The organism is Sphingobium aromaticiconvertens, from assembly GCF_037154075.1.
Lineage (GTDB): Bacteria > Pseudomonadota > Alphaproteobacteria > Sphingomonadales > Sphingomonadaceae > Sphingobium > Sphingobium aromaticiconvertens.
Window position 1 is genome coordinate 1546031 of the sequence record NZ_JBANRJ010000001.1, and the last position, 26697, is coordinate 1572727.

At 60.5% G+C, this 26697-nt stretch carries 24 protein-coding genes; 16 read left to right on the forward strand and 8 right to left on the reverse strand.

The features are described from left to right. The first annotated feature begins 6 nt into the window (after nucleotides 1-6). The 4 genes from pgaB to WFR25_RS07375 all read left to right on the forward strand — a co-directional run bounded on the left by pgaB (nucleotide 7) and on the right by WFR25_RS07375 (nucleotide 4381). Nucleotides 7-2019 carry a poly-beta-1,6-N-acetyl-D-glucosamine N-deacetylase PgaB gene (gene pgaB / locus WFR25_RS07360; protein WP_336969801.1) on the forward strand — a complete coding sequence of 671 codons (2013 nt, stop codon included), beginning with the start codon at nucleotides 7-9 and terminating at the stop codon, nucleotides 2017-2019. Next, nucleotides 2016-3335, forward strand: a complete 1320-nt coding sequence (pgaC, locus tag WFR25_RS07365; protein WP_336969803.1) for a poly-beta-1,6-N-acetyl-D-glucosamine synthase — start codon at nucleotides 2016-2018, stop codon at nucleotides 3333-3335. Before pgaB ends, pgaC begins: the two co-directional genes overlap by 4 nt. Then, a complete protein-coding gene (pgaD, locus tag WFR25_RS07370) occupies nucleotides 3332-3826 on the forward strand; it encodes a poly-beta-1,6-N-acetyl-D-glucosamine biosynthesis protein PgaD (protein ID WP_336969804.1) in 495 nt (164 codons plus the stop codon). The genes pgaC and pgaD overlap by 4 nt, the downstream gene beginning before the upstream one ends. A 108-nt stretch (nucleotides 3827-3934) precedes the next feature. Next, nucleotides 3935-4381, forward strand: a complete 447-nt coding sequence (locus WFR25_RS07375; RefSeq protein WP_336969806.1) for a DUF4136 domain-containing protein — start codon at nucleotides 3935-3937, stop codon at nucleotides 4379-4381. Here WFR25_RS07375 and WFR25_RS07380 read toward each other — a convergent pair. After that, nucleotides 4347-5849: a sensor histidine kinase gene (locus WFR25_RS07380; protein ID WP_336969808.1), complete on the reverse strand. Its 1503-nt coding sequence runs from the start codon at nucleotides 5847-5849 to the stop codon at nucleotides 4347-4349. The two genes, WFR25_RS07375 and WFR25_RS07380, sit on opposite strands and share 35 nt — an antisense overlap. On the opposite strand from WFR25_RS07380, the gene WFR25_RS07385 reads away from it, so the two are divergent. Then, nucleotides 5813-7176, forward strand: a protein-coding gene (locus WFR25_RS07385) for an IS3 family transposase (RefSeq protein WP_336967452.1) whose coding sequence is annotated in 2 segments (ribosomal slippage) — nucleotides 5813-6160 and nucleotides 6163-7176 — 1362 coding nt in all. Because the reading frame shifts where the segments join, the coding sequence is not laid out codon by codon here. The two genes, WFR25_RS07380 and WFR25_RS07385, sit on opposite strands and share 37 nt — an antisense overlap. A gap of 75 nt (nucleotides 7177-7251) precedes the next feature. Further along, a complete protein-coding gene (locus WFR25_RS07390; protein ID WP_336969809.1) occupies nucleotides 7252-9111 on the forward strand; it encodes an acyl-CoA dehydrogenase in 1860 nt (619 codons plus the stop codon). 198 nt (nucleotides 9112-9309) lie between these two features. Here the strand turns inward: WFR25_RS07390 and WFR25_RS07395 are convergent, their stop codons facing one another. Beyond that, a complete protein-coding gene (locus tag WFR25_RS07395) occupies nucleotides 9310-9768 on the reverse strand; it encodes a PA2169 family four-helix-bundle protein (RefSeq protein WP_336969811.1) in 459 nt (152 codons plus the stop codon). Between the two features lie 143 nt (nucleotides 9769-9911). Beyond that, a complete protein-coding gene (locus WFR25_RS07400) occupies nucleotides 9912-10763 on the reverse strand; it encodes an SDR family oxidoreductase (RefSeq protein WP_336969812.1) in 852 nt (283 codons plus the stop codon). A 126-nt stretch (nucleotides 10764-10889) separates the two neighbouring features. Here WFR25_RS07400 and WFR25_RS07405 point away from each other — a divergent pair, with 126 nt between their 5' ends. The 4 genes from WFR25_RS07405 (at nucleotide 10890) to WFR25_RS07420 (ending at nucleotide 14876) form a co-directional block, all read left to right on the forward strand. Beyond that, nucleotides 10890-11495: a flavodoxin family protein gene (locus tag WFR25_RS07405; protein ID WP_336969813.1), complete on the forward strand. Its 606-nt coding sequence runs from the start codon at nucleotides 10890-10892 to the stop codon at nucleotides 11493-11495. Nucleotides 11496-11526: 31 nt separating this feature from the next. Then, complete coding sequence (locus WFR25_RS07410) at nucleotides 11527-12774, forward strand: NAD(P)/FAD-dependent oxidoreductase (protein WP_336969815.1); 1248 nt, start codon at nucleotides 11527-11529, stop codon at nucleotides 12772-12774. A gap of 433 nt (nucleotides 12775-13207) precedes the next feature. Beyond that, nucleotides 13208-13972, forward strand: coding sequence for a histidine phosphatase family protein (locus WFR25_RS07415; protein ID WP_336969817.1), 765 nt, complete (start codon nucleotides 13208-13210; stop codon nucleotides 13970-13972). A gap of 4 nt (nucleotides 13973-13976) precedes the next feature. Beyond that, nucleotides 13977-14876, forward strand: a complete 900-nt coding sequence (locus WFR25_RS07420) for an NAD(P)H-hydrate dehydratase (RefSeq protein ID WP_336969818.1) — start codon at nucleotides 13977-13979, stop codon at nucleotides 14874-14876. A gap of 409 nt (nucleotides 14877-15285) precedes the next feature. Here the strand turns inward: WFR25_RS07420 and WFR25_RS07425 are convergent, their stop codons facing one another. Further along, entirely contained in the window at nucleotides 15286-16236 is a 951-nt protein-coding gene (locus WFR25_RS07425) for a LysR family transcriptional regulator (protein ID WP_336969820.1), read from the reverse strand. Nucleotides 16237-16321: 85 nt separating this feature from the next. On the opposite strand from WFR25_RS07425, the gene WFR25_RS07430 reads away from it, so the two are divergent. Together WFR25_RS07430 and WFR25_RS07435 are read left to right on the forward strand one after the other, a co-directional pair. Continuing rightward, nucleotides 16322-17344, forward strand: a complete 1023-nt coding sequence (locus tag WFR25_RS07430) for an NAD(P)H-binding protein (RefSeq protein ID WP_336969822.1) — start codon at nucleotides 16322-16324, stop codon at nucleotides 17342-17344. A 23-nt stretch (nucleotides 17345-17367) separates the two neighbouring features. After that, complete coding sequence (locus tag WFR25_RS07435) at nucleotides 17368-17856, forward strand: hypothetical protein (RefSeq protein ID WP_336969824.1); 489 nt, start codon at nucleotides 17368-17370, stop codon at nucleotides 17854-17856. A 593-nt stretch (nucleotides 17857-18449) separates the two neighbouring features. Here WFR25_RS07435 and WFR25_RS07440 read toward each other — a convergent pair. Further along, nucleotides 18450-18800 (reverse strand): DUF2200 domain-containing protein, encoded by a 351-nt coding sequence (locus tag WFR25_RS07440; RefSeq protein ID WP_336969825.1) that lies wholly within the window; start codon nucleotides 18798-18800, stop codon nucleotides 18450-18452. Continuing rightward, nucleotides 18797-19177 (reverse strand): hypothetical protein, encoded by a 381-nt coding sequence (locus WFR25_RS07445; protein ID WP_336969827.1) that lies wholly within the window; start codon nucleotides 19175-19177, stop codon nucleotides 18797-18799. Before WFR25_RS07445 ends, WFR25_RS07440 begins: the two co-directional genes overlap by 4 nt. Nucleotides 19178-19845: 668 nt before the next feature. On the opposite strand from WFR25_RS07445, the gene WFR25_RS07450 reads away from it, so the two are divergent. After that, on the forward strand, nucleotides 19846-20280 hold the full coding sequence (locus WFR25_RS07450) for a sulfatase-like hydrolase/transferase (RefSeq protein WP_336969829.1): 435 nt from the start codon (nucleotides 19846-19848) through the stop codon (nucleotides 20278-20280). Between the two features lie 56 nt (nucleotides 20281-20336). On the opposite strand, the gene WFR25_RS07455 is transcribed toward WFR25_RS07450, so the two are convergent. Next, nucleotides 20337-20900: a hypothetical protein gene (locus WFR25_RS07455; RefSeq protein ID WP_336969830.1), complete on the reverse strand. Its 564-nt coding sequence runs from the start codon at nucleotides 20898-20900 to the stop codon at nucleotides 20337-20339. Nucleotides 20901-20905: 5 nt separating this feature from the next. Next, entirely contained in the window at nucleotides 20906-22987 is a 2082-nt protein-coding gene (locus WFR25_RS07460; RefSeq protein ID WP_336969831.1) for a TonB-dependent siderophore receptor, read from the reverse strand. A gap of 181 nt (nucleotides 22988-23168) precedes the next feature. Between WFR25_RS07460 and WFR25_RS07465 the strand changes: the two genes are divergently transcribed. From WFR25_RS07465 to WFR25_RS07475, 3 genes are read left to right on the forward strand one after another with little or no spacing between them, the layout of a single operon-like run. Then, nucleotides 23169-23906, forward strand: a complete 738-nt coding sequence (locus WFR25_RS07465) for an ABC transporter ATP-binding protein (protein WP_336969832.1) — start codon at nucleotides 23169-23171, stop codon at nucleotides 23904-23906. After that, nucleotides 23903-25360 (forward strand): ABC transporter permease, encoded by a 1458-nt coding sequence (locus tag WFR25_RS07470; protein WP_336969834.1) that lies wholly within the window; start codon nucleotides 23903-23905, stop codon nucleotides 25358-25360. The genes WFR25_RS07465 and WFR25_RS07470 overlap by 4 nt, the downstream gene beginning before the upstream one ends. Continuing rightward, a complete protein-coding gene (locus tag WFR25_RS07475; RefSeq protein WP_336969836.1) occupies nucleotides 25357-26610 on the forward strand; it encodes an ABC transporter permease in 1254 nt (417 codons plus the stop codon). Before WFR25_RS07470 ends, WFR25_RS07475 begins: the two co-directional genes overlap by 4 nt. The last annotated feature ends 87 nt before the right edge of the window (nucleotides 26611-26697 follow it).

Genomic DNA, 26697 nt, shown 5'->3' on the forward strand with positions numbered 1-26697 from the left:
ACCGCCATGCGCCACCTTTACACTATTCCCGCAACTATCATTGGCCTGTCTCTGGGCAACCCGGTTGCGGCAGCTCCACCTTTCGTGGCTCCCGCCGAGCGCCCTGTCGAACAGGCCGCGCAGCCCTGGCTCAAGAACAAGCTGGCGGCGATCTCATGGCACGATGTGTCGGACGATGCTCCGGATCAGGAGCGGGTCGCCGTCCGTACAAGCCGGTTGATCGAGCAACTCTCCTGGCTGCGCGAGAATGGCTATGTTCCTGTTTCTGTTGACGCCGTGATCGCCGCGCATCGAGGCGGTGCGTCTCTACCGGATCGGGCTGCTCTCCTGACTTTCGATGATGGCTATGCGAGCTTCTATAAGCGCGTCTATCCGATCCTGAAGGCCTATGGTTGGCCGGCGGTGTTCGCGCCCGTCGGCAAATGGGTCAGCACCCCCGCAGGTCATGAAGTAGCCTTTGGTGACAAGAATGCGCCCCGCGATCAGTTCGTCACCTGGGAGCAGGTACGGGAAATGGCCGCGTCGGGCCTGGTCGAGATCGCCTCACACACTCATGACATGCATCGCGGTGTTCTTGCAAACCCGCAGGGGAATAGTGAGCCTGCCGCAGCCACGCGCATTTATGATGCTCAAAGCGGGCGTTATGAAAGTGACGAGGCATATCGTGCGCGGATTGCCGACGATGCCCGAACAATTTCCGACGAGATCAAAGAAGCTACCGGCAAGCGCCCCCGTGTTTGGGTATGGCCCTATGGTGCCTATAGCGGCACGGCTCTTTCGGTCATCGGCGAGCACGGCTTTGAATTGACGCTGTCTCTGAGCGACAACCTGATCCCAGTCGATCAGAGCAACACGCTGCCAAGATTGCTTCTCGCCAATGATCCCCGGACTGCGGACTTCGCGGCAGCAGTGGTCAATCTGGAGGAGCGCCAGAACCTCCGCGTTATCCATGTTGATCTCGATTATATTTATGATCCCGATCCGGCACAGATGGATCGCAATCTGGGTCTCCTTGTTCAGCGCGTCGCCGACATGGGTGTAAATACGGTTTTCCTTCAGGCGTTTGCTGACCCTGAGGGAGACGGGCTTATCCGGTCGCTCTATTTTCCCAACCGCTGGTTACCGATGCGTGCTGACCTGTTCAACCGGGTTGCCTGGCAGCTTCGCACCCGCGCAGCCGTAAATGTCTATGCCTGGATGCCGGTGCTGGGTTTCGACCTTGATCCGGCCCTTCCACGCGTGCTGCGCTGGAACGAGAAAACCGGCAAGACCGAGGTGGACCCCGATCAATATCGCCGCCTTTCTCCCTTCGACCCAGAGGTTCGTCGGCAGATTGGTGAGATTTACGAGGATCTTTCAAAACAGGCGTCTTTCGATGGAATATTGTTCCATGATGACGCGCTACTTTCTGATTTTGAGGATGTCAGCCCTGCCGCCCTGAAGGCATACGCCCAAGCGGGGTTACCAGAAGACATTAGTGCTATCCGCGCCGATCCTGCAGCTATGCAGCGGTGGACGCGCCTCAAGAGCCGCGCACTGATCGATTTCACTACAGAACTTGCAGGACGCGTCCGCGCAATTCGCGGCGATGACGTAAAGACAGCGCGCAGCATTTTCGCCCAGCCAGTTCTGGAGCCGGATAGCGAAGCGTGGTTTGCTCAGAACCTCGACGATTTTCTAGCGGCCTATGACTGGACCGCGCCCATGGCGATGCCGCTCATGGAAAAGATCCCGCCCGCTGATGTCGCCAAATGGATGGACGCGCTCGTTGACGCTGTAGCCGCTCGCCCCGGCGCGCTCGATCGCACCATTTTTGAATTGCAGGCTCGTGACTGGTCGGCGGACAAAAATGCGTCTGACAACCCGGTCGACCCGGCAGTGCTGGCCGACTGGATGAAGCGCCTCGAACGGCGCGGTGCTCGCAGCTTCGGCTACTATCCCGACGATTTCGTGGCCGGCAAGCCTGATATTGGCACCGTCCGACCCGCGATCTCCACAGCCTGGTATCCTTTCAAATGATCGAACGTCTTGGAGCTCTTGCCGTCTTCCTGCTGATGGTTGGCGGCATCACCGGAATTGCCTTCGTCACCAATGGAGGCTTTCTGCTCGATTTTGTCTTCCTCTACCCCTTGTTCATGTCCGCATTGTGGATGGCGGGGGGCATATATTATTGGCTTCATTGGGAAAGGCACTGGCCGCAGCATGAAAGCGCGCCAGAGCTTCCGGGAACACCTCTCATCTCGATCATCATTCCCTGCTTCAATGAGGAAAAGCAGATCGAAGAAACGATTGGAGCCGCCTTAGCCCAGGCTTATCTCAATATCGAAGTGATCGCGGTCAATGATGGATCGCGGGATGCAACCGGAGAGATCCTCGACAGGCTGGCGGCCTCCAACAAGAAGCTTCGCGTCATCCATCTTGCCGAGAACCAGGGCAAGGCCGTCGCGCTTCGAACCGGCGCGCTTGCGGCAGCCAGTGAGTATCTGGTTTGCATCGATGGAGACGCGATGCTTGAGCCGAACGCTGCAGCATGGCTCGTGAAGCCCATGCTCGAACAACCGCGAGTTGGAGCTGTCACGGGGAACCCCCGGATCCGTAATCGTTCAAGCCTGCTCGGGCGTGTCCAGGTCGGGGAATTCGCGTCCATCATCGGGCTCATCAAGCGCACGCAACGCGTCTACGGCCGCATCTTCACCGTCTCGGGTGTGGTCGCCGGCTTCCGCCGCCAGGCGCTTGATCGCGTCGGCTACTGGAGCCTCGATATGATCACCGAGGATATCGACATAAGCTGGAAGCTGCAGCGCGATCACTGGGCAATCTTTTATGAGCCCCGGGCTTTATGCTGGATCTTGATGCCGGAGACGTTGCGCGGTCTTTGGCGTCAGAGGTCGCGCTGGGCGCAGGGCGGGGCGGAAGTCTTTTTGAAGTTTCTGACCTCTCTCCTGAAATGGCGACAGCGGCGGCTTTGGCCTCTGGCAATCGAATATCTACTTTCGAGCAGCTGGGCTTTTATTTTCGCGCTAACCATTATCCTTTGGGCTTTGGGGAAGTTTTACCCTCTTCCGACTGGCATTCGTGTCGAAACACTTCTGCCGCCAGCATTCACCGGGATGGTGCTTGCCGCCACCTGCGTCCTGCAGTTTGCCGTGAGCATTCTGATCGAGCGTCGGTATGAGCGGGGACTTGGCCGCACCCTCTATTGGGTGATCTGGTACCCGGCAATCTATTGGATGCTGAGCCTGCTCACGACATTGGCCAGCTATCCCAAGGTCTTCATCAAAACAAATCGGGGACGCGCACGCTGGACGAGTCCTGATCGAGGATTGCATCAATGATCATCAATGTCAGTAATACCCGTTCCCGTCTTGCGCGCGTGATCGACCTCGTTGTGACGGCGATTGCATGGCTGGTCTTCGGATACCTTCTTTATCGTGGCCTGTTCGCCGGCTCGACCGGCGCTGGAGATGCCCCCCGCCCGATAGTTCCGGAAGCTCTCCAGACCCTGCACACGGTGACCCTTTACGTCATTGTTGCGCTGGTCAACGCAGCGATTCTATTTGCCTGGGCCATTTACAACCAGCTTCGTTTCCGCGGCCAGGATCGGCGCAGTGCGATCAGTCAGGCTTCCGATCATCAGCTCGCTCAAAGCTATCGGGTCGACACCGCCACTCTCCAGCAGCTTCGGACGAAAGGGCCGACAATCGTTTATCACGATGCACATGGGAGGATCGCCGATGTTTTACCTCGATCGGGGATGATGCCCCATATGTCTGGTAATGTTTCAGCTGAGCGCTCACGAAGGCCGATCGCCGCTGTGGCAAACTGAAGGGCTTCATTAAGTTCAGCGATGCGATACTCTTGGGGAATGAGAAAGATATTCAGGCTTTCGGCAACGCTGCTTGTGGCGAGTTGCGTATCTCCCTTGGGAGTCGAAGTGAGCGATGCAGGCCGATTGCCAGCGTCCGCTGGCAAGACGTTGCAGGTCAGCGCGTCTTCCGGCAATCCGTCGGCGGACACGATCACGCAGGTGCTGACGTCCCGCGGCTTCACGATCGCAGACCCCGCGGACTATCTCGTGCAGATCGTCAGCTCCGACCTCCCGGCGAAAACCGGCGCGTACCTCCCGGAGAGCACACCCGATGCGTCCGGAAGGCAGGCGTGGCTGACTGCACCTTCACATAGTCGCACTATACAAACCCGCCGAGTGACCATCACTCTCACCGATATCGCCACCGGTAGGGAGGCTTATCGCGCCTCCGGGGTGGAACGTTATCGTGCCAACCAGCCTGGCAGCAGTGACGCGCTGATAGAAGCGCTGGTGGACCGGATGACACAACAAACCGCCATCAGCACTGTTCCGCCAGAGGGAGGAGCAACGTAAACGTCGCTCCATGACCTGGCTCGCTGTCACACCGGATTTCTCCTTTGTGGCGCACCATGACAGTATGGACAAAGCTCAGCCCGAGGCCGACGCCGTCGATCCTGCTGCCGACGCCCAGCGGGCCACGATTAAAGCGCTCGAAAATCATCGTGCTGTGCCCGGGCGCTAAACCGGGCCCTTCGTCGGTGATAGCGCAGGCGGCCATGGGTTTTCCGTCTTTGCTGGAGACCCGGGAAAGACGGCAAATGACTCGTGTACCCGGATCGCTGTATTTCAGCGCATTGCCGATGATATTAATCAGCGCACGCGTCAGCAGCGAACGCTCCCCCAGAACGATCAGATTTTCCGCGTCGCTGAAGGTTTCAAGGCTGATGTCCTTGGCCACCGATTGCGGCCACAGATCGTCCACGGCATCCATCAGCATATCGAAGAGGTCGACCTCTTCGATGATATATTCCAGCGCTTCCGCACGAGCGAGCTGAACAAATCCATCGGCGAGACCCAGGGTGCGGTGCGCATAATTTCGAATACGTGCTGAAACTTCGGCATCGATCTGGTCTGGCGCAGCGGTTTCCAGCACCGCCACGATCGATGCCTGGGGCGAGCGCATGTCGTGGGTCAGAAGCTGTAAAATGTCTTCGCGCTGGCGCTGAGCGGCCTTGGCCTCGCTGATATCGCTGATGCGCACAACCCACCCGACAGGCTTGTCCGCCGTCGAACGCTGGAGGGCGAAACCCACGCTGAAGGTGTGACCGTCATCCGACGAAATCTCGCGGTTCAACCATTCCTGCTGCACTTCATGCTCTGCTTCAGGGTCAAGCATGGTAAACATTTCGCGATTCGGACCAACTCGGAACTGCCTGAAAATCGCAGTAAGCGTTTGCCGATCCTGTGCCGGCATGCCTAGCCTGTCGAACAATTCCCTGGCGGCGGAATTGGACAGGAGCAACTTGCCATCCATGTCCGCGATCAGCGTCGCATCGGGAAGCTGGTCAAGCCTGTCGAACATGAAATGGCGCATTTCTCGCGCATGGGCGATTGCGTGGTGCAGCATGGCGGTCGTGGAATTGGCTTCGTGCGAGCCTGATCGCGCCACGGCGTTTTGCAGGATCAGGTCTGGTTCCGCTTCGAAATGTTTGAGTTCGGCGTGCATGAATGCATCCGCCGATGCCAGCTGCCGCCATACCCAGAGCGGGTAAGCCATGCACAGACCGGCCACAGCTGCCCCCGGCGGCAACCACGTATGAAACATGAGCAAGGCGGTTCCTACAAACAGCAGGACGAGAAGAACCACCACGCCGGTGCAAATCAGCGCGGCAGAGCGCGGCAAAAGCCGAAATGCCAGCTGTCCGCCGTCAGCACCAATGGCACAGATTTGAGGTTGTAAATTAAGGAGGGTTTGGGCTTCGTCGTAGTGACGAAGGAACGAAGATGAAGCCCAAACCCTCCTTGAAAAATTCGCCGACAAAGGCCCCTGCTGAGCGTGTTGTGAAGGATATCCGGCGGCAGACCCGGCGCCATTTCTCAGCCGAAGACAAGATCCGTATTGTGCTGGACGGTCTGCGCGGCGAGGACAGCATCGCCGAGTTGTGCCGCAAGGAAGGCATTGCCCAAAGCCTGTATTACACCTGGTCGAAGGAGTTCATGGAAGCGGGCAAGCGGCGCCTGGCCGGTGACACCGCCCGTGCTGCGACCACTGGCGAGGTGCAGGATCTGCGCCGCGAGGCCCGTGCCCTGAAGGAATGCGTGGCCGACCTGACGCTGGAAAACCGCCTGCTTAAAAAAAGCATGATCGCGGATGGGGGCGACGACGAATGAGGTATCCCGCATCCGAAAAGCTCGAGATCATCCGGATCGTCGAGCAGTCGCACCTGCCCGCCAAGCACACGCTGGACAAACTCGGCATCCCCCGCCGGACGTTCTACCGCTGGTACGATCGCTTCGTCGAAGGCGGGCCGGAGGCGCTGGAAGATCGGCCATCGGCGCCGAGTCGGGTGTGGAACCGCATCGGCGACGATATCCAGGGCCAGATCGTCGAGATGGCGCTGGATTACAGCGAGCTGTCACCGCGCGAACTGGCGGTGCGCTTCACCGACGAGAAGCGCTACTTCGTGTCGGAGGCCACCGTTTACCGCCTGTTGAAGGCCCACGATCTGATTACCAGTCCGGCCTATGTGGTGATCAAGGCCGCCGATCGCTTCCATACCCAGACCACGCGTCCGAACGAGATGTGGCAGACCGATTTTACCTACTTCAAGATCATCGGGTGGGGCTGGATGTACCTGTCGACCGTGCTCGACGACTTCTCGCGCTACATTATCGCCTGGAAACTGTGCACCAACATGCGCGCCGAGGATGTCACCGACACGCTGGACCTGGCCCTTAAGGCTTCCGGCTGCGACAGCGCCACCGTGCTGCACAAGCCCAGGCTGCTCAGCGATAACGGCCCCAGCTACATCGCGGGCGAACTGGCGGAATACATCGATGCCCAGAAGATGAGCCATGTACGCGGCGCTCCGATGCACCCCCAGACCCAAGGCAAGATCGAGCGCTGGCACCAAACCCTGAAAAACCGCATCCTGCTGGAAAACTACTTCCTGCCCGGCGACCTTGAGGCCCAGATCGAGGCCTTCGTCGAGCATTACAACAACCAGCGTTACCACGAGAGCCTGAACAACGTGACGCCCGCCGACGCCTACCTCGGCAGGGCTCCCGCCATCATCAAACAGCGCGAAAGGATCAAGCGAAAGACCATCGAATATCGGCGCTTGCAACACCGCAGGCTCGCCGCTTAACATCAACCCCAAGACGAGGCCCGCACTCCGCTAATTTACGACGCGACGTGTGCCAAATGTTCTGACGACGGACACGTGCGTAAGATTGCGACGCGTTCAATTTCAGCCGCAGTGACAGCAATGGTGCCCAACTCCCTCGGCCCGGGCGAACTCATCATGCGTTTCGGCACCGACGAGCAGCGCGACTATTGGTTGCCGCGCCTTGCCGATGGGCAGGAGATCCCCGCCTTCGGCCTGACCAGCCCGGAGGCAGGGTCCGACGCTGCATCGATGATCGATGAGGGCGTGGTATGCATGGGCGAGTGGCAGGGCCAGCAAATACTTGGCATGCGGCTCAATTGGCACAAGCGCTATATCACGCTGGGGCCGGTGGCGACCATCCTCGGCCTCGCCTTCAAGCTGCGCGATCCCGATCATCTGCTGGGTGAACGGGACGACATTGGCATCACTCTCGCGCTGGTCCCTGCCGACCTGCCCGGTATCACCATCGGTCGGCGGCATATCCCTTCGATGCAGTCCTTTCAGAACGGTCCCAATGAAGGGCATGACGTCTTCGTGCCGCTGGAGAATATCATCGGTGGCGCGGACCGGGTCGGCCAGGGCTGGAAAATGTTGATGAGCGCGCTTGCTGCCGGGCGGAGCATTTCGCTTCCATCCTTGTCCGCGGCGGCCGGCGCCTTCGCGGCCCATACCACCGGCGCTTATGCGCGCATCCGGTCGCAGTTCAACCTGCCGATCGGCAAGTTCGAGGGGATACAGGAACGGCTCGCGCGGATCGGCGCCAATGCCTATCTGCTGGACGGCGCGCGGCGGCTGACCTGCGCGGGTCTGGATCAGGGCCATCACCCCGCCGTTATTTCCTCCATCCTGAAGCTCCACGCGACCGAACGGATGCGGATCGTCATCAACGACGCGATGGATGTTCATGGCGGCAAGGCGATCATCGACGGACCGCGCAATTATATGGGGAACCAGTATCGCGCTATTCCGGTTGGTATCACCGTGGAAGGCGCCAATATCCTGACCCGCAGCCTGATGGTCTTCGGTCAGGGCGCGATCCGCTCGCACCCCTATCTGCTCAAGGAAATTCGCGCGATAGGCGATGCCGATCGCAGCCGTGCCCTCGCCAGCTTTGATGCCGTGCTTTGGAAGCATGTCGGTCATGCGCTCAAGACCGCGATCCGCGCCTTCGTTCGTAGCTGGTCGGGCGGGCGGTTCGCGCCCGCGCCCAAGGCTGGAAAAGCAACGCGCTATTACCGGCAGATGAGCCGCTATGCCGCGGCTTTCGCCTTCATATCCGACATCGCCTTCCTGACACTGGGCGGCGAACTCAAGCGTCGCGAATTGCTTTCCGCGCGGCTGGGCGACATAATGTCCGAGCTTTATCTCCTCTCGGGCGCGCTGAAGCGCTGGGAAGACGAAGGACGGCAGAAAGACGACCTTCCGCTGCTCGCCTGGTGCATGGACAGCGGGTTCGCAACGATCGAACAACGGTTTGACGAGATCATCGCCAACTTCCCCGCGCGCCCGGTCGGCTGGATGCTGCGACTGTTCATCATGCCCTTCGGGCGCCGCCGTCATGGCCCTTCAGATCGCACGGTCCGCAAATGCGCGGACATATTGCTGGAGCCTTGCGCGGCGCGCGAACGGCTGATCGACAATGTCTTCATCGGTGGCCCGGAAGAGCCGGTCGCGCGCCTGACCGAGGCGTTCCGGCTGATGGTCGATACCCAGCCCATCCACGACCGGTTGCGCAAAAGCAGGATCAGGGACTGGAAAAAGGCAAGGGAACGGAACCTCATCAGCGAGGATGAACTTGCCCAGTTGGAGACGGCCGATCAGGCGGTAGCCGACGTCATTACGGTCGATGACTTCGCGCCGGAAGAGTTGGTCCGCAAGCCCGCCGGGAAATCCTATGCCGAGGCGGCAGAATAAGCACTAGGAGCGCTCCCCCGTTTATATAGTCGATGCGTGCGAATGCCTTCCTCAATGCGCGTGGCAGTCCTGGCCGTTTTGGCCTTCCAGTGCGGTCCCCCTGCTGTCGCGCCAGTCATTTGCGGCCAATGATTTCGATCATAGTGGCAACGGCAGGTTTGTCATGAGAAGCGGCGGGGAATTCCCCGCCGGTCCTGATCAGCCTTGCATCGAATGTTTGATATCGCGCATCTCGTCATGGCCGGTCTTCACGGAACTATAGCAGCTCTGGATAAGGTCGCGCACGGTAGGAGAAAGCTTCATGTCGCCAAGGGCGTCCTCGAACTTTGCCTTGATATGGTCCTCACCTGCTTCGACTTCGTTGATGATAGCCTTGTCGTCCTGGCCAGTGACGGCCGACTTGAGGTTGAGGAACATGCGATGGGCGCCCGCGAGGATAGTGCCGTCATCTTCAACATTGCCGCCCAGGCTGCTTACCTGCTGCTGAAGGCGTGATACGACCTCGCGACGTTCGTTGGCGCGACTGGTAAACAGCGCGCCGAAACGACCGCTTCCACTGTCCTTGGCTGCTTCGGTATAGCCATCAACGCTATCAATGGTCGTGGCGATAAGTCCGTTAAGCGTCGAAATATCATGGCTTGTGTCAGACATCATCATTCCAATCATGAAAGAAGAAGGCGGCCACAGGCTTGACCGCACTCTGTGACAACGATGGTTTTTGAGGAAAGTCGCATGGGAAAAACGTGCCTTTAACTTCCATCAGTACGATTCTGAGAGAGACTCTTATCTCATGGCGGATGTCAGCCGTTGATAATCGAGCCGCCATTGGGATGCAGGATCTGACCCGACATATAGCTGGCATCCTCACAGGCCAGAAACAGGAAGCTGGGTGCGACTTCATTGGGCTGGCCGGGACGCCCCATGGGCGTGCTTTCGCCAAAATGCTCCAGCTTTTCGGGACTGGCGCCTCCCATGGGATTAAGCGGCGTCCAGATTGGCCCCGGCGCAACGGCATTCACCCGGATGCCCTCACCCACCAGATTTTCCGAAAGACTTCGAGTAAAAGCCGTGATGGCGCCTTTCGTGCTGGAATAATCGAGCAGTTCCTTTGATCCCTGATACATGGTCACGCTGGTGCAATTGACGATTGCGGCGCCTTTTTTCAGATGCGGCCGGGCCGCCTGAACGAGAAAGAACATGCCAAAGATGTTCGTCTGGAACGTCCGGCGAAGCTGATCTTCGGTGATGTCGCGAATATCCTTGTCGGGATGCTGTTCGCCCGCATTGTTGACCACTATGTCGAGGCGACCAAAGCGCGCGATCACCTGATCGACCGCCGTTTCGCAAAAGGCCTTGTCCCCAACGTCCCCGGCAATCGCGATCCCCGTTCGCCCTTCCGCTTCAACGATCTCGACGGTTTTGCGCGCATCATCATGTTCGCACAGATAGACGATTCCGACATCAGCGCCCTCTCGTGCATACAGCGCCGCTACCGCTCGGCCAATCCCGCTGTCCGCCCCGGTGATGAGCGCGACCTTCCCCGCCAGGCGGCCCGATCCGGGATAGCGCGGCATCCAATCGGGCTTTGGCTGTAGACGGCTTTCATGGCCCGGCAGAGCGTCTTCGTGGATCATTCTTTCCTGTGCGGTCATGGCTACTCTCCTTGGTCACGATCAACGCGCCTGTGAGCATGGAGTTCAGCCCCTTGATCCAGATCAGACCATGGAACTGATGCCCCAATAGATCGTCGGATCAGCGTGCAACCGATGGAGATCGAGATGCTGAAAGTCCAACCGCTGAATTGTACGCTCAAGCGCGACATCCAGAAGCCCAGTTCAACCGATGCGATGATCGCAATATTGGCAAAGGAATTTAAGGCGCTGGATGTGCAGGTCGCCGCTACCATCCGCGTCGGCGCCCATAATGTGCTTGCCGGGGTTACATCCGATGAGGGCGAAGGCGACGATTGGCCCGACATCCGAAAGAAGATATTGGCGGCGGATATCCTGATCCTGGGAACGCCCATCTGGATGGGGCAGGCGGGCAGCGTCGCCAAGCGCGTTATGGAGCGGATGGACGCCTTTCTCAGTGAAACCGACGATCAGGGCCGGATGCCGAGCTATTCCAAGGTCGCGGTGGCGGCGATTGTTGGCAATGAGGATGGCGCCCATGCCGCATCTGCGCAGATTTTTCAGGCCTTGAACGATGTCGGCTGGACCATTCCCGCCGTTGCGGCCTGTTACTGGGTGGGCGAGGCCATGGGGGCGACCGATTTTCAGGATTTGAAATCCACGCCTAGAAAGGTGACGGAGACCGCGAAAATGGTGGCAGCCAACGCGACGCATCTGGCGGCGTTATTACAAAAATCGCCCTATCCCGGCTGAACTTGCGACGGGTCCGGCACGTTATCGCGCGATGAGCTTGACCGAACAGCATGATTTGCGTGGCGGAACACCCTCTTGGGATGACGGGGGCTGGGATGTGCCCCCAGCCGATGCCCTGCCGACCTCTCCCTGCGACATCGCCATTATCGGCGCGGGGATCATGGGATCGGTTCTGGCGGAGCGACTAAGCAGCCAGGGACTTTCGGTCGTCCTGCTGGATCGCCGCCCACCAGGCATGGGCAGCACGGCTGCATCCACGGCGGAACTGATGTGGGCCATGGATGTCCCCCTCTGCGAACTGGCGGCACAGATCGGTGAAGAGGTGGCGGCCCGGCGTTGGAAATGGGTGTATCGCACGGTACGTGGGCTGGCAGAGCGGATCGATGCTCTGGGCATCGATTGTGCCCGGCGGGATCGCCCGACTGTCTATCTGGCGGGCCAGAAGCTGGACGAAGAAGGTTTGAAGCAGGAGGGTGCGCTGCACCGGAAACATGGCCTTCCGACCCAATTCCTCGATAACGTCACAGTTAATCGCCGCTTTGGTATCCCGCCGCGATCCGCCCTGATATCGGACGGCGGCTTTGAGGTCGATCCGGTTCGCTTGACCCACGGGCTGCTTGATATCGCCAAACAGCGCGGCGCGCGCCTTTGCTATCCAGTCGATGTCACGTCCTTGACCGAGCAGGAGGACTGCATCGTCCTGACGCTTGCGGACGGCAAGACGATCAGCGCCGGTCAGGCGATATTGGCCGGCGGCTATGAGCGGGCGCCCCTGTTTCTGCCTCCCGCATTCTCCCTGCTGTCTACCTTCGTCATGGCGACCGCACCCGGTGTTGCGCCGCTGTGGCGGGGAAACGCCATGATATGGGAAGCGTCCGACCCCTATCTTTATATTCGCACCGACGCTGAGGGGCGCATCATCGCGGGGGGCGAGGATGAGGATTTCATCGATGCCAACCATCGCGACGCACTGATCGGGCAGAAGGCCGGGACGATCGCAGCCAAGGTGGGCCTGTTACTGGGATCGGCGCCGCTGGCTGTCGACCGTGCCTGGGCCGCGACTTTTGGCGCATCGCCTGACGGATTGCCCGCAATCGGTCGTGCCGCCAATATGCAACGAATATGGTTGGCGGCGGGATTTGGCGGAAACGGGATTGCCTTTGCCGCTCTGGCGTCCGAACTATTGGCCAGCGTTTTTGCGGGGCAGGACGATCCCGATGCTGACTATTTCGATCCCTATCGCTTTGCAATACCGCTCGCGCAGGCGGCTGGACATTAAATAGTTGGTGGATCGAGTGACCTATCGACCTTCAGTTGTCAGTCCTTGTCCAATGCCCTGGCGCTCTCCTGGAACCGGGTAAAATCAGAATCAGGCATCGAATTTCTCCATTCGAGGCATGGAAAGCATGGCCAGCGGATGAAGCGGCAAGTACGAAGGCCGCATTAGCTATGCTCCATCAGCTCCTGGGTGGTCAGTGGAAGAAGAACCAAAGCAGCAAAATGATGGGGATCGGAACGCCGATCAGCCAGAAAAGAATGCCTTTGCCCATTCTACGGTCCTTCATTTGAAGCTGCATAACAACGGGCGACCCGCAACGTCTGTTCCGGCACCTGGGAGTATGTGGTGGCGACACATGTTCTGATGAACAGATGACGCTGATGGACCCTGCCAATCACTGGGGCGTTCTCCTTGGCGAGGAGATACACCCACTATGTCACAACGCTGGCCTGAACGCTTATGGGTTGTTCGTCACGGACAAAGCGCGGGCAATGTCGCGCGCGATGCGGCCCATGAGGATGCGCTCGATCGGATTGTTCTGGAGGGACGCGATGTGGATGTGCCGCTCAGCCATCTTGGCGAGCAGCAGGCTATGGCGCTGGGTCACTGGTTTGCGAAATATGATCTCCATGATCGGCCAGATGTTCTCATCTCGTCCCCCTATCTGCGGACGCTGGATACAGCGCGGCGCTTTCGAGCAGCGGGGGGAGCGGGCAAGGACGAGCAAATCTGTTCGGATGAACGGCTACGCGAAAAGGAATTCGGCATTCTGGACGGTTTGACGACCATGGGGGTCGCAAACGTTTTCCCCGACCAGGCAGAGTTTCGACGCGTGCTTGGAAAATTCTATCATCGGCCGCCCGGCGGGGAGAGCTGGTGCGACGTCATTCTTCGCCTTCGTTCGCTGATGGACACGGTTTCACTTCATTATGCTGGTCGGCGCGTGATGATCTTCGCCCATCAAGTCGTCGTTCTATGTCTTCGCTATGTCATCGAAAATCTCGATGAAGCGGCTATTCTCGACATCGACAGGCAGGCTGATGTCGCCAATTGCGCGATTACTGAATATCGTTTCGAGCCGCAGGCGGGCAAAAACGGCAACCTCGTCCTCGCGCGCTACAATGTCACAGCCCCGATGGATGAAGGACATGCCCCCGTGACGCGCGCGCCCGACCCTCCGGTTGCGGCACGGGGATAATATCATGCAGAAGATCGATCGGGCCTGGCTGGACGCCCACCCTCTTCCCGATCCTGGTCGAGGGACGGACAAAGATGGTCGCGGGCGGGTTGTGCTGGTGGGCGGCGCGGAATTTGTCCCCGGAGGGTTACGACTTACCGGCGAAGCGGTGTTGCGAGCGGGCGCAGGAAAGCTTCAGATGGCCACGGTTGCCGCAGTCGCGACCGCGCTCGGCGTTCTCCTACCGGAAGCCGCCATGATAGCCCTCCCTGCCGACAAGGATGGAGAAATCGCCGTCGAAGGAGCACAGCGTCTTTTAGATCCTGTCAGCCAGGCCGACACGCTCATCATCGGCCCGGGCATGAGCGGAAGCGAGACAACAAGTCAGCTCGTGGCACAATTGCTCGAAAGCCCCCGGGCGGACCTTACAATCCTGCTTGATGCCGCAGCCATTACCTGTGCGGGCGCCCTGCAATCAACGCTCGTCAGACATGAGGGCCATATTGTCATGACGCCTCATCATGGCGAAATGGCATCCATGACCGGTCTCCACATCGAAGAGATCCGTTCATCCCCGGTTGCGGCAGCCCTCAATGCCGCCCGAACATGCAACGCTATTCTGGTGTTGAAGGCTGCCGACACGATCGTCGCGACGCCTGATGGATGCTTGCTGAGCTATTCGAGTGAATGCATCGGCCTGGCAACAGGCGGTTCGGGCGATGTCCTGGCTGGGATCATCGGCGGCCTGATGGCACGAGGCGCTTTGCCACTGCAAGCTGCGGCATGGGGGGTGTGGACACATGGTGAGGCGGGCAAGCTATTGGCCAGCCAGATTGCTCCGCTGGGCTTCCTGGCCCGCGATTTGCTGGAGAAAATACCGTCCCTGCTCAAGAGCGACGCCGATACGCGTCGCCTTTCCCGTTAGCGGCCATTCGACTTTCGCTTGAGGCAAGATGAAGACTTGGGACATCCGTCAAGCACCCGCTTGAACCGATCTGCAGCCCAACAGCAGTAGGCCAGTTTTCAACGCAGCAGGTTGATGAGCCGCCAGTCCGCACATAGGAACGGAAAAATGGCCTCTAAACGGCAACAGAGGTTCGGCTCGCGACCAACCGCCTGATCGACCCCGCATGAATGGGAATGCCTGCCCTTGGGACGAAGCCGTCGTTCCCAAGCGATGGGTCGAACGGCAGGTTTTGTCAGGAGGCGACACACGGCGTTTGTCTGACTGGCACGGCTTGCGGATGGAAGGGACGCCCGATGATGATGGGCACTATTCCTACGCTGTGGCGCTACGATAGCCCAAGCCAATCTATGAGGGCGAATGTCCAAATTTATGGCAGCACTATCGACAATTGGATGGGATTGTCCTCCTTCATAGCTGGTGATTCAACGCGCCGGCAGTCGCCATAGGCCTCAAACGCATCTACGAGATGATCGAACAGCGCCCCGACCCGCGGCAGGCGGCGCAGATTTTCATGCGTCACGATCCAGGTCGGCAATTCGGGAAGCGCGATATCGGGCAGGACGCGCTCGAGATCGGGATAGCGTAGCGCCGCAGGGACCTGCGCAACGGCAATGCCCAGGCCGGCACGTGCGAGCGCGAGTTGCGCGGGATGGCTGTCGGTCCGGGCGATCCAGCGAATCAGAGCAGGGTCACCGATCCGGGCTGCAACGGCCAGATCGTTACGGTTGCGGTCCGGCCCGATGAACAGATGGTCGGCGATCTTGGCTTGGCACACGGGACGACCATAGGCTTGGAGATAGTCGCGATGGGCGAACAGACCGAGCGGGATCGAAGGCACCTTTTTCGCCACGAGCGCGGATTGTTCCGGCGGATGCATCCGAACCGCCACATCCACCTGCTGGTCGAGCAGATCGGCACTGGCATTGCTCAGCTCGAACTCGACCGTGAGGTCCGGATGCTTGTCACGCAGGCTACGAAGCATCGGGGGCAGGACCTCCAGACCCACAAAGTCGGAGACGCTGAGCCGAACCCGGCCTGCAACCGTCCCTGAATCGGCGGATGCCGCGCGCAGCATGGCCTCCGATGCATGCGCCATCGCGCGCGCGGGCGCGGCCATCGCTTCGGCTGTCGGCGTAGGCACCAGCCCATGCACCGAACGGGTGAACAGCGCCGTGCCCAGCGCCGCCTCCAATCCCTCGATGCGCGCGCGCACCGTTGGCTGGGACAAGCCCAGCCGCCGTGCCGCTGCCGACAGGCTGCCAGTCTCTACCACCGCCAGGAAGGCGCGCTGATCGTCCCATCCAACAGTCTGGCTCATAAATTTCTTGTAGGCCGATGATCGAACATTGGCAATTTTCATGTGAGCCGATCGGGGCGATCTTCTGCTCGAAAGGAGATTACCGATGGTTCAGACTGTTTTGACGAGCGCCGCCCCCCGGAGGGCATTGATTCTTGGTGCTACGGGCGGGGTCGGTGGTGCGATTGCCGCCCAGCTTATTCGCGACGGATGGCAGGTGCGCGCGCTCTGCCGCGAGGCCGATCCGGCGACTTCGCGCTGGCGGTATGCGTGCCCCGCTCCGCATTTCGTGACGGGCGACGCCATGGACCAGGCCGCCGTGGTCCGTGCCGCCACGATGGCGGACGGCGTTGCGGTCATCGTGCATGCGGTCAATCCGCCGGGCTATCGCAATTGGTCGTCGCTCGTGCTGCCGATGATGGACAATACGCTGGCGGCGGCGCGCGCCGCCGGGGGCGCGCGGATCGTGCTGCCCGGCACGATGTATAATTATGATCCCGCGCATACGCTCTTCATAGACGAAATTACGCCGCAAAATGCACGCACCCGGAAAGGGAAGATCCGCATCGAGCTCGAAAACAAGCTGGCGGAGGCAGAGGTTCCGTCGCTGATCGTGCGCGCAGGCGACTTCTTCGGGCCGGCGGCAGGGGCAAGCTGGTTCGCGCAGGCGATGGTGAAGCCGGGGCAACCCGTGCGGAGCTTTACCAGCATGGCGCCGGGGGTTCCGCATGCCTATGCCTACCTCCCCGATCTTGCGACGGCCTTTGCCGGCCTGCTCGCAATGCCCGAGCGGCTGCGCCCCCATGAGAAGGTCCAGTTCGTCGGCCAATGGGATGCGACCGGCACACAAATGCGCGATGCGGTGCGCCGCCTCGTGGGCAAGGACCTGCCCGAGCGCGCCTTTCCCTGGTGGATGATGCGTCTTGCCGCCCCCTTTGGTGGCTTTCCCCGCGAAGCATTGGAGATCGAGCCGGTCTGGAAACATCCGATGCAGCTCGACAATCGCCGTCTCGTGGAGCTTCTCGGCGCAGAACCGCATACCCCGCTCGACCATGCCGTCTCGGTAACGCTCGCCGGCATGGGCTGCATCGACCGCACGTCGCACGCTGCCGACTTTGCATTGGCCTGACACCCCCCGAAAGGAGACCGACGATGAAGTGGAAAACCTATCTGATCGCGCAGGCGCTTGGCGTCGCGGCGTTCAATGCCGTCTGCAACGCGAGCTATGCCGCCTATCTTTGGCAAGCGCCCGTGCTGTCGCTCGACCGAATCGGCGTGGATCTTGCCATGACGCCGATCTGGATCGGCTTGCTTTCGGTGCTGTTCGGCACGCCGTTCGTCCGCAAGGCGCTCGCGGACGGCCGGATGATGCAGGAGGCAAAACTTCGCGCGCCGCTGCTGGCGATGCTGCTGCCGCGCAACCTGGTCCTGCGCGCCATCACCGCTGCGGCGCTATGTGCCGTGCTGTTTTCCTTCCCGCTGGCGCTGCTTCTGCCCTGGCTCGGCGACGGGCTGCTAACGCAAGCTGATGCCATTGGCGGCAAGGTGATCATCACGATCGCGTTCAGCCTGATCCTCGTACCCTTGGTCGCCTATGCCACGATCGCGGATATGCCCGCCACCGAGGCGGTGCGCGCTTGATCTGCCCTGGGTCGACAGGCTTCCATTCAAGCGATCCTGCACATCCCTGCTTCTTGCCCGGCTCCCACTTGGCTTGCGCCGGGCAAGTTGCTTGGGGCGTTGTCGCCTGGCGCTGCGCAGATAACGCCGACGCTCGCCCAAGCCGTCGTCGCCTCCCATCGCCGTCGCATCTCCTACGCTGGCGTACCAAGGCAGCTACGGGGAGCACACGGCGGCGTATGGTGTAGTTGCGGGCCAAGATGGATCGAACTACTACTCATCTTTGAAGCGCCGTAATTTGACCGCGTCCGCAATCATGAACATTCCAAAATCGCGTGATTGGCGGATTATAGGGCGCGTAGCTGCTGGGCTGCTTTACGCCAGGCGAACGGCGGGTCTTGGGACAGAATGACGTTCGCGCCCCTGCCGCAGAACGACGAGGTTTGGTCGACAGCTGCCGGAACAGCAGACCGTCGGCACCTGGGGAGCGAGAATTGACAGCTGAGCGGCCGATAAGGGTCGACGGCAGTATTTGCACCTTTCGTCCGGCTTGCGTCCATTCACCGGTTCTCAGTGCAGTCCTGACGCTTGCATCAGCGTTCGACCTTTTTACCTTATTTCCGGCGAATTTTCTCTATCGTCTTTCCCTTCGCAAGCTCGTCGATCAGCTTGTCGATGTAGCGGATTTCCTGCATCAACGGGTCTTCGATGTCTTCCACCCGAACACCGCAAATAACCCCCGTGATCAAGTTCCGCGCAGGGTTTAGTTGCGGCGCCTGACCAAAGAAATCCTCGAAACTGGTTTGCTTCTCCAACTCGGCGTCGAATCCCTGCTGCGAGTAACCCGTCAGCCAGCGGATGATCTCATCGACTTCGGCTTTGGTGCGGCCTTTCTTTTCCGCCTTAGCGACATAGTGCGGATACACGCTGGCAACGCTGATGGAATAGATTCGATGCTTCGTCATGCGGCCCCCTGTGCATCGGGATTGGGGCCGAGCAGCGGCATCACATCGACGCCGTCACACGGAAAGATCGTGAAGTGCGGATGGCCTTCGAACAGCATCGTCGCAGCCTCATGTGATGGGGCGCGCACGACGAGGAAAACAGTTAGCTCGTTGACGACGTCCGCCATGCCCGTTGGTGACATGCGCTTGGTCGGGCCGAGTGGCCCGCCCTCATAGATGATCGAGTCCCGGTGTGCCTCATCCCAGGCTTTCAGGGCAGCGAGTCCTTCCTCGCCCTTGGCGCGCCGTTCCTCGTCGGACATCGCATACCAAGCATGCCAGCGTTGGCTGGCCTTATTACTGGTGAAAATCGCGAGATAGGTGTCTTTCGCACTCATACCTGTGCCTCCCAGCATTTTTGCAGCCTAGACTAGAGGTCCGTGCGCTATTGGGGGACCGACCTGGCTCTCCCGCCGGGACAATGGCGGGTCTGTAACCATCGCGCATTATAGGGCCGCAGTCAGCACCCGTAAATGGCGACCTCGCTCGGTCATGCAAAACCGTCCGACGGCTTGAGGTCAGATTCGAATGGCCATTTAGCGAAAGCCGCTGGTCCGTACCCGAGGTAGCAAAATTAGGCGCTGAACGACCAGCTTGGGTCGACGGCTGAAACAGGGCCGTTCGCCCGACTTGCGCCATTCCGCCCCGTCAGTTGTGGGAAATGGATTGCTCCAAAGCTGTGATTCTTTTCAAGGGCTCGGCGCGGGGTCTGATGGACCGGTGAGTTTGACGTCTGGCTTGCCACGGCGAACAAGCATGGATCGGCATAGACCAAGGCAGCCACCGAGACCCAATGCTCACCAGCTACTCCATCACACACCCGTTATCGTCCCATGGGAGAGGCGCAGCCAATTGACTGAAAGAAAGTTACACCGAATGTAATTCCTTGCAATCGGGGAGGAGCGACATGAAGCGTGTCACGAGGTATCATGGGCCGCGCGTATATTCGGTATGTCTTTCCCTGGCCGCAGCGCTCTGGTCCGCTGCCTTGCCAGGGCAGCCGACGGTGCCGAAGTCAGCAATCCAGCCTGTCAACGCTCCAGAGTTCAACGGCAGAATCTCGACCTTCGCCAAAGACAGCGTTCCGGACTGGCCCGCTCCTCCCAGTGCGCCGCAAAATGCGCCCAATGTGCTTATCTGGATGTTGGACGATGTCGGCTTCGGACAGATCGGTGCCTTTGGCGGCCTTGCCAGCACGCCCAATATCGATCGCGTGGCCGCGCGCGGACTGGTTTATAACAATTTCCACGCAACATCACTATGCTCCCCCTCCAGGGCTGCGCTGCTCACCGGGCGTAACCATCATGCCGTTCACATCGGTTCGCACGCCGCAGCACCGTCGGGCTTCCCCGGCTATGATGACATCATTCCCAAAAGTGCCGCCACGACCGCTCGAATCCTGCGCGACTACGGATACAGTATGATGGCCATCGGCAAATGAATGGGGCGTGCGCTCCTCCATCTTTATATCGGCATCGTTGACAACGGCACATTCGTTTAGAAATCCATCGTGAGAACGGCCGCCGCACGCCTGCCGGTCAGCAGCGTATAGCCGCCGAAGCTGACGAACCATCCGTCGGCGCCGTTCACATATTTGTCGTCGTACAGGCCAAGGTCGAGGTTGAGATCAAATCTGTCGCTCAGCGGCAACGCAGCGTCGACCACCAGGTCAGTACCAAGATAGTCGCCGCCGTTGAGTTGGACGCTGACAACCGGCTTTTTCCCTACGCGGCGCAGGTCGCTGTCCACGATCCCGGTCGGGGCGGGGGAGGGATAACCGAATGAAGACAGGCCCACGCGCACGGTGGTGCCCCGCACGATGACGTTGCTGATCTGTCCCGCCTTGTCGAAATAAAGCCCCTCGATCCGCGCATTGCCAGCATCGCTAGCGGAAAAGCCGCGCACCTCGCCGCTGGCGTAGATGCCGGCCGAGTCACTGCCGACGCTTTTGCCGAAGCCGTCCTCCGCCTCCCGTACTGCATTTTCGTCGGCACGCTGCGCCGCAGCCGGATCGGCCAGCGACAGGGCGGACAGCAGCAGCGGGAAGCCTCTTTTTTGCATGGCGATCACAGGCTTAGCACTGCCCGGCCACGGATGGTTCGTGGCGCGCCGGGCGTGATCCAGACGTTGCTGTAGGAGCTTTCGAGATAATAGGCGTCGAACAGGTTCTCAGCATCGAGATGGACCGAAACCCCCTTTGAAAGCTGGTAGGACAGATTGAGCCGCGCCGTCAGATAATCAGGCAGGCGAAAGCCGCTGGCGACGTCGTCTCCGGGCCTGGACCCGACATAGGTGGCGCCGGCCCCGATGCCGACCGATCCGGGCTGGCTGCCCGCCGACTGCCAGTGGCCATAAAGCGCGCCGGAATGCTTCGGAATATTGAGCAGCCTGGTGCCGACCAGCCCCGGTCGCGTGTCTCGTACAACTTTCGCATCGGTATAGGCATAGACGGCAGTGACCGTCAGCCGGTCATCGATCGCCAGATTGGCGTCAAATTCTGCACCCTTGCTGCGTGCACGCCCGGCGGCGATGGAGAAGCCGCTGCTTGTGCCATCGCTGACCAGCACGTTATCCTTGGTGATCCGGTACAGTGAAAGGGTGCCGGTCAGCCGCTTGTCCAGCAGCGCATATTTGACGCCGCCCTCCAGCGCTTCCCCCCGTTCCGGCGCGAACGGATCGGCATTGGCATCGACGCCCTGATTAAAGCGGAAAGATCGCCCCCAACTGACATAGGCCGAGACGTTCTGGCTCGGCGCGAAGGTGAAGGCGGCGCGCGGCGAGGTGACGGACGGACTTTGCCGGTCCTGAGTGCCAGTGCGGTAGTTGATGTTGTGCTGGCGTATCCAGTCGTGCCGAACCCCCAGGAGCAGGCTGAACATACTGCCCAGCGTCATCAGGTCCTGCGCATAGAGGCTCTTGCCGCGAAGCCGTTCGAGCAGGTCCTGGTTCAGTGTCGCGGCGGGCTTGGGCTGCCCATAGACCGGGTTGAAGATGTCGATGTCATAGGGGTTTGCCGCAGTCGGGCTGAAGCGATGGAAGATACGGCGCTGGTCATAGTCGAAGGCGTCGCCGCCGATCCGAAGCTGATGCTCAACTCCCAGAAGGGAACCGTTAGCGCTCAGTTCGATCCGCCCCGACAGATCCTGCCAGCTATAGTCATGGATACGCAACTGCCGCCCCAGACGCGTGCCGATCAGCGCACTGTTATGCGTCGACTGCCCGGCCAGCATCCCGTCGCGATACTGCATGCCCGCCTCGATCGCGATGCCGTGCGCCAGGTCTATCGTCAGTGTTCCCTGATGTTGGCTGGTGCGCTGGCGCATCTGGCCATCATTCGGTTCGCCCAGAAAACGATCACGCGGCAATGCCTTGCCGTCACCATTGAACGCCACCAGCCCGCGATCATGGGTAAAGTGGACGAGGTTATATTCAAGCTGATAGAGAAAACGGACGCCATCCGCCGGTTGCCAGCCGATCGACGGCGCGATGAGCAGGCGGTCGCTGCGGTTATAGTCTCGAAAGCTGTCGCCCTGTTGATAGACGCCGATCATCCGGACGCCCAGCCCAGCCGCCGCTGGTCCGCCGAAATCGACACTGCCGCGCCTCGTGTCATAGCTGGCATGGGACAGGTCGGCTTCCGCGTGGAAATGATCCAGCGGTGCCTTTGTCACGATATTGATTGATCCGCCCGGCTCGCCCTTGCCGGACAGGGCGGAAGCGGGCCCTTTGAGTATCTGGAAGCTGTCCACCGTCGCCACGTCCCGTCGCGCATTAAAGCCGCGATTAGCGCTGAATCGGTTGACCAACAGGTCTGGTCCCTGATTGATGTCGCCGGAAAACCCCCGGATTGCATAGGCGTCCCATGCACCGCCAAAACTATTCTGCCGCGACATGCCACCTGCCAGATCGAATAGCTGCGACAGGTCGGTGAATCCGGCCTGATCGATCAGCCGGTCGTCCAGCAAACGAACATTCTGCGGCAGCAGCAGCGGATCGATGACCAGCCCACTGATGCTGGTGCTGGCCTGTCGCGACCCGGTGATGACAATGGCCTGCTCTTCTCCAGCCTCTTGCGCGCGGGCAATATCTGGCGCGAGCAGCGTGGCGGACGCGGCCAGAGCCATAGAAGCGAGCGATTGTCGTAGCATGCAAGTTTCCCCCCGGGCATAGATGCCGGCGGATGAACGAAATGAGATAATGTTACATCGCGCCGGCACGCCCCATAGAAACCGGGTTGCCCACTCGTCAATAAAATAATGTTATAACATTTCATTGACAGGGGCCATTGTTGTCGAACATGTTTATGGGATCAATCAGGGAGCTTCATTCATGCCACTGACCGCCGCCGGCCAGTTGATAGCCATTGACGATATTCGCCTGTCCTATGGATCGCACCAGATACTGCGCGGCCTGTCGCTGCATGTCGCTGCGGGGGAAATCTATGCCCTGCTTGGTGGTAATGGCGCGGGTAAGTCGACGACCCTGTCGACTTTGCTGGGCTTTGCGAAACCCGATAGCGGCACGGTTCGCATCTGCGGCTTCGATCCGGTCGTACAGGCTGACGATGCCCGCGAACAGATTGCCTATGTGCCGGAGAATGTGGCGCTCTATGATCATCTGAGCGCGCGGGAAAATGCACACTATCTGCTCGCCCTGTCGGGGCGTCAGCCAGCGCAGGCGGACATCGATGCGGCGTTCGCGGCGACCGGGCTTCAGCAGGCGGCGTGGAACAAGCGCCTGTCTGGTTTCTCCAAAGGGATGCGGCAGAAAGTAGCGATCTCGATCGCGCTCCTGCGCGAGGTGCCGGTGCTGTTGCTTGACGAGCCGTCCTCGGGCCTCGATCCGCGCGCTACCGCCGATTTCAATGCGCTGGTCCACGGCGTCGCGAAGAAGGGTGCAGCCGTTCTGATGGTGACGCATGATCTGCTGAGTGCGGTGGACATTGCCGACCGGATCGGCTTTCTGGAGGCCGGACGGATCGTCGATGAAGCGTCGGCCCAAGGCGAAGAGCGGTTCGACGTGCGCGAACTGCACCGCAAGTTCGCGCACGAGGCAGTCGCGGCATGAACCCCGTCGGCTCCTCTCCCATCCGTCTGGTCGCGGCCGATGAACTGCGCCTGATGTTGCGCAATCGCGTGGGCATGGTCGCCTTTTCGCTGCTCGTCCTGCTGACCCTCGTCGCGGCTTTCATTGCGTGGAGCCATCAGCGCGACATTGCCGAGATGCGGGCGCGGTTCCAGAACGAGGCGACGCAGGCGTTCGACGCCCAGCCCGATCGCCATCCGCATCGCGTCGTCCATTACGGCCATTTCGTCTATCGTCCGCTCGGGCCGCTGGCGGCGTTCGACCCAGGCGTCGACGCCTTCACCGGCAACAGCATGTTTCTGGAGGGACATCGCCAGAACACCGCCAATTTCGGCGACATCCGCCAGTCCTCGCTGCTCGTCCGCTTCGGCCAACTGACCCCGGCGTTCGTGCTGCAGGTCATCGCGCCGCTGCTGCTGATCTTCCTGGGTCATGGCGTGGTTGCACGCGAGCGGGAACGCGGCACGCTTCGGCAGTTGCTGGTGCAGGGCGTGTCGGCACGACAGGTGCTGGCAGGCAAGCTGCTGGCGCTCGGCCTCGTCGCCATGTTGATTGGCCTGCCAGCAATGATCGGCTTTGCCCTGATTGCCGGAAAGCCCGGTGCGCTCGCCGCGCCGATGGCGATCATCGCCGGGGGCTATGCCGCTTATCTTGCGCTGTGGTCGGTCATCGTCATCCTCGTCTCAGCACTTGCGGGACGCAGCCGTGATGCGTTGCTCGGGCTGATCGCGCTGTGGGCCGTGGTCGTTATCCTGTTGCCTCGCGTCGCGCCGGACATCGCCGGGCACGCATATCCGCTGCCGACGAAGCTGGAAACCGACATCGCGATCCAGCGCGACCTGCGCGCGCTGGGCGACAGCCACAATCCTGACGATCCTTTCTTCGCCGCCTTCAAGCAGAAGATACTCCGTCAATATGGGGTGAGCCGGGTCGAGGATCTTCCGGTCAACTACAAGGGCCTATTGGGAATGGAGGGCGAGAAACTGACCGCCGGCCTTTTCGAGCGTTATGCGACCGACAGCTTCGGCAAGCAGGTGGCGCAAAGCAGCCTGATGGACGGCTTTGGAATCGCCAGCCCGGCCGTCGCGCTGCGGCGATTGTCGATGGCGGCGGCGGGCACCGACCTCAACGGTCATCGTCGCTTCCTCGCTCAAGCAGAGGCCTATCGCTACGACATCGTCCAGCGTCTCAATCGCCTGCAGGCGGAAAATGTCCGCTACGCCGACGATACTGCTCAGGATGAGGGAGCCGACGACCGCAACCGCGTATCGTCTCAAAACTGGGGAATGATCCCAGCCTTCACCTTCAACCCCGCATCGGCGCGCGATCTGGTCCGGGCCAGCCTGCCCGGACTCTGGCTGATCCTGGCTTGGCTTGCCGTCGTAACCCTTGCCCTCTTTCCCCTTGCGAGCCGTCTGCAGAGGCATGCGAAATGAGTCTGTTATCTCACGAACTGCGGCTGCTCCTGCGGTCGCGCATGGCGATGGGCGCGCTCGCACTCGTCGCCTTCCTCTCAGTGGCCAGCATCATTGCTGGCATGGTGGAAGTCGCGCATCAGCGCGCTGTCATCGCCCGCATCGCCCCTCAGCAGGCGGAGGATATCGGCGCGATCGCCAAATGGGTTGATCATGACAAGGATGCCGGGAGCGCGGCCTATTACAGCTTCCATCCGACATGGGATGCGCCGTCGCCTTTGGCCTTTGCGGCGCTCGGTATGCGCGACGTGTCGCCCTATATCCTGCGTGTCCGCGCTCTGGGCCTGGAAGCGCAACTCTATGACGGCGAAGCGTTCAACCCCGAACTGGCGCTGCCGGGGCGGTTCGATTTCACTTTCGTCCTCGTCTATCTCGTCCCGCTGTTTGTGATCGCACTGTTCCATGATCTTGTGTCGAGCGAACGGGAGGCGGGCCGCCTGCGGATGCTAAAGTCGCTGCCCGGCAGAGGTGGCCACCTGTGGCTGCGGCGGGTCGGGCTTCGCTTCGTACTGGTTTATGGCGCGCTTGTCCTGCCACTGCTGGGGGGCGCGCTGCTGTCCGGCGTCGCGCCGCTGACGATGCTGGCGATCCTGCTGCTTGTCGCCGCCTATCTTGCCTTCTGGATCGCATTCACTCTGCTGGTCGATCGCATGGCGTGGAGTTCGGTCGCCAATGCGGCCGCGCTGGCGGGTGTCTGGCTGGTTCTCACGCTGGTCCTGCCGACCATCGCCCATGTCGCGATCAATCAGGCAATTCCGGTCGGCCAAGGTGTCGAGTTGACGCTCGCCCAGCGCGAGGCGGTGAACCGGGCATGGGACATTCCGCGCGAGGACACGATGCATCGCTTCTATGCCAGCCACCCGGAATGGCGGGGCAGCCCGCCCTTGCCGAAGGGGTTCCATTATAAATGGTACTTCGCCTTTCATCAGGTCGGCGACGAAAGCGTGGCCCCGCAGGTCGCGGCTTATCGCGCCGGCCTTGAAGCGCGTGATGCGGCTGCCGGTGCGCTCGGCTGGGTCCTGCCCTCTGTTGGCGTGCAAGCAATTCTGGCGCGGCTGGCGGAAACGGATCTTAAGGCGCAACTCGTCTATCAGGACAGGGTCAGGGCCTATCACGCCCGACTGCGGCAATATTATTACGGCTATCTGTTTACCGATCGGCCGTTCGGGAAGCAGGATTTCGACCGGGCACCCCGCTTTGCAGAAAGCTGATGGCCGGTTCGCGAGAATGTTTTGAATAACCGCTTCCGAGCTTACGCCCGAGCAAATCGAATGACATCAGGGGTGCTCGACCGCCGC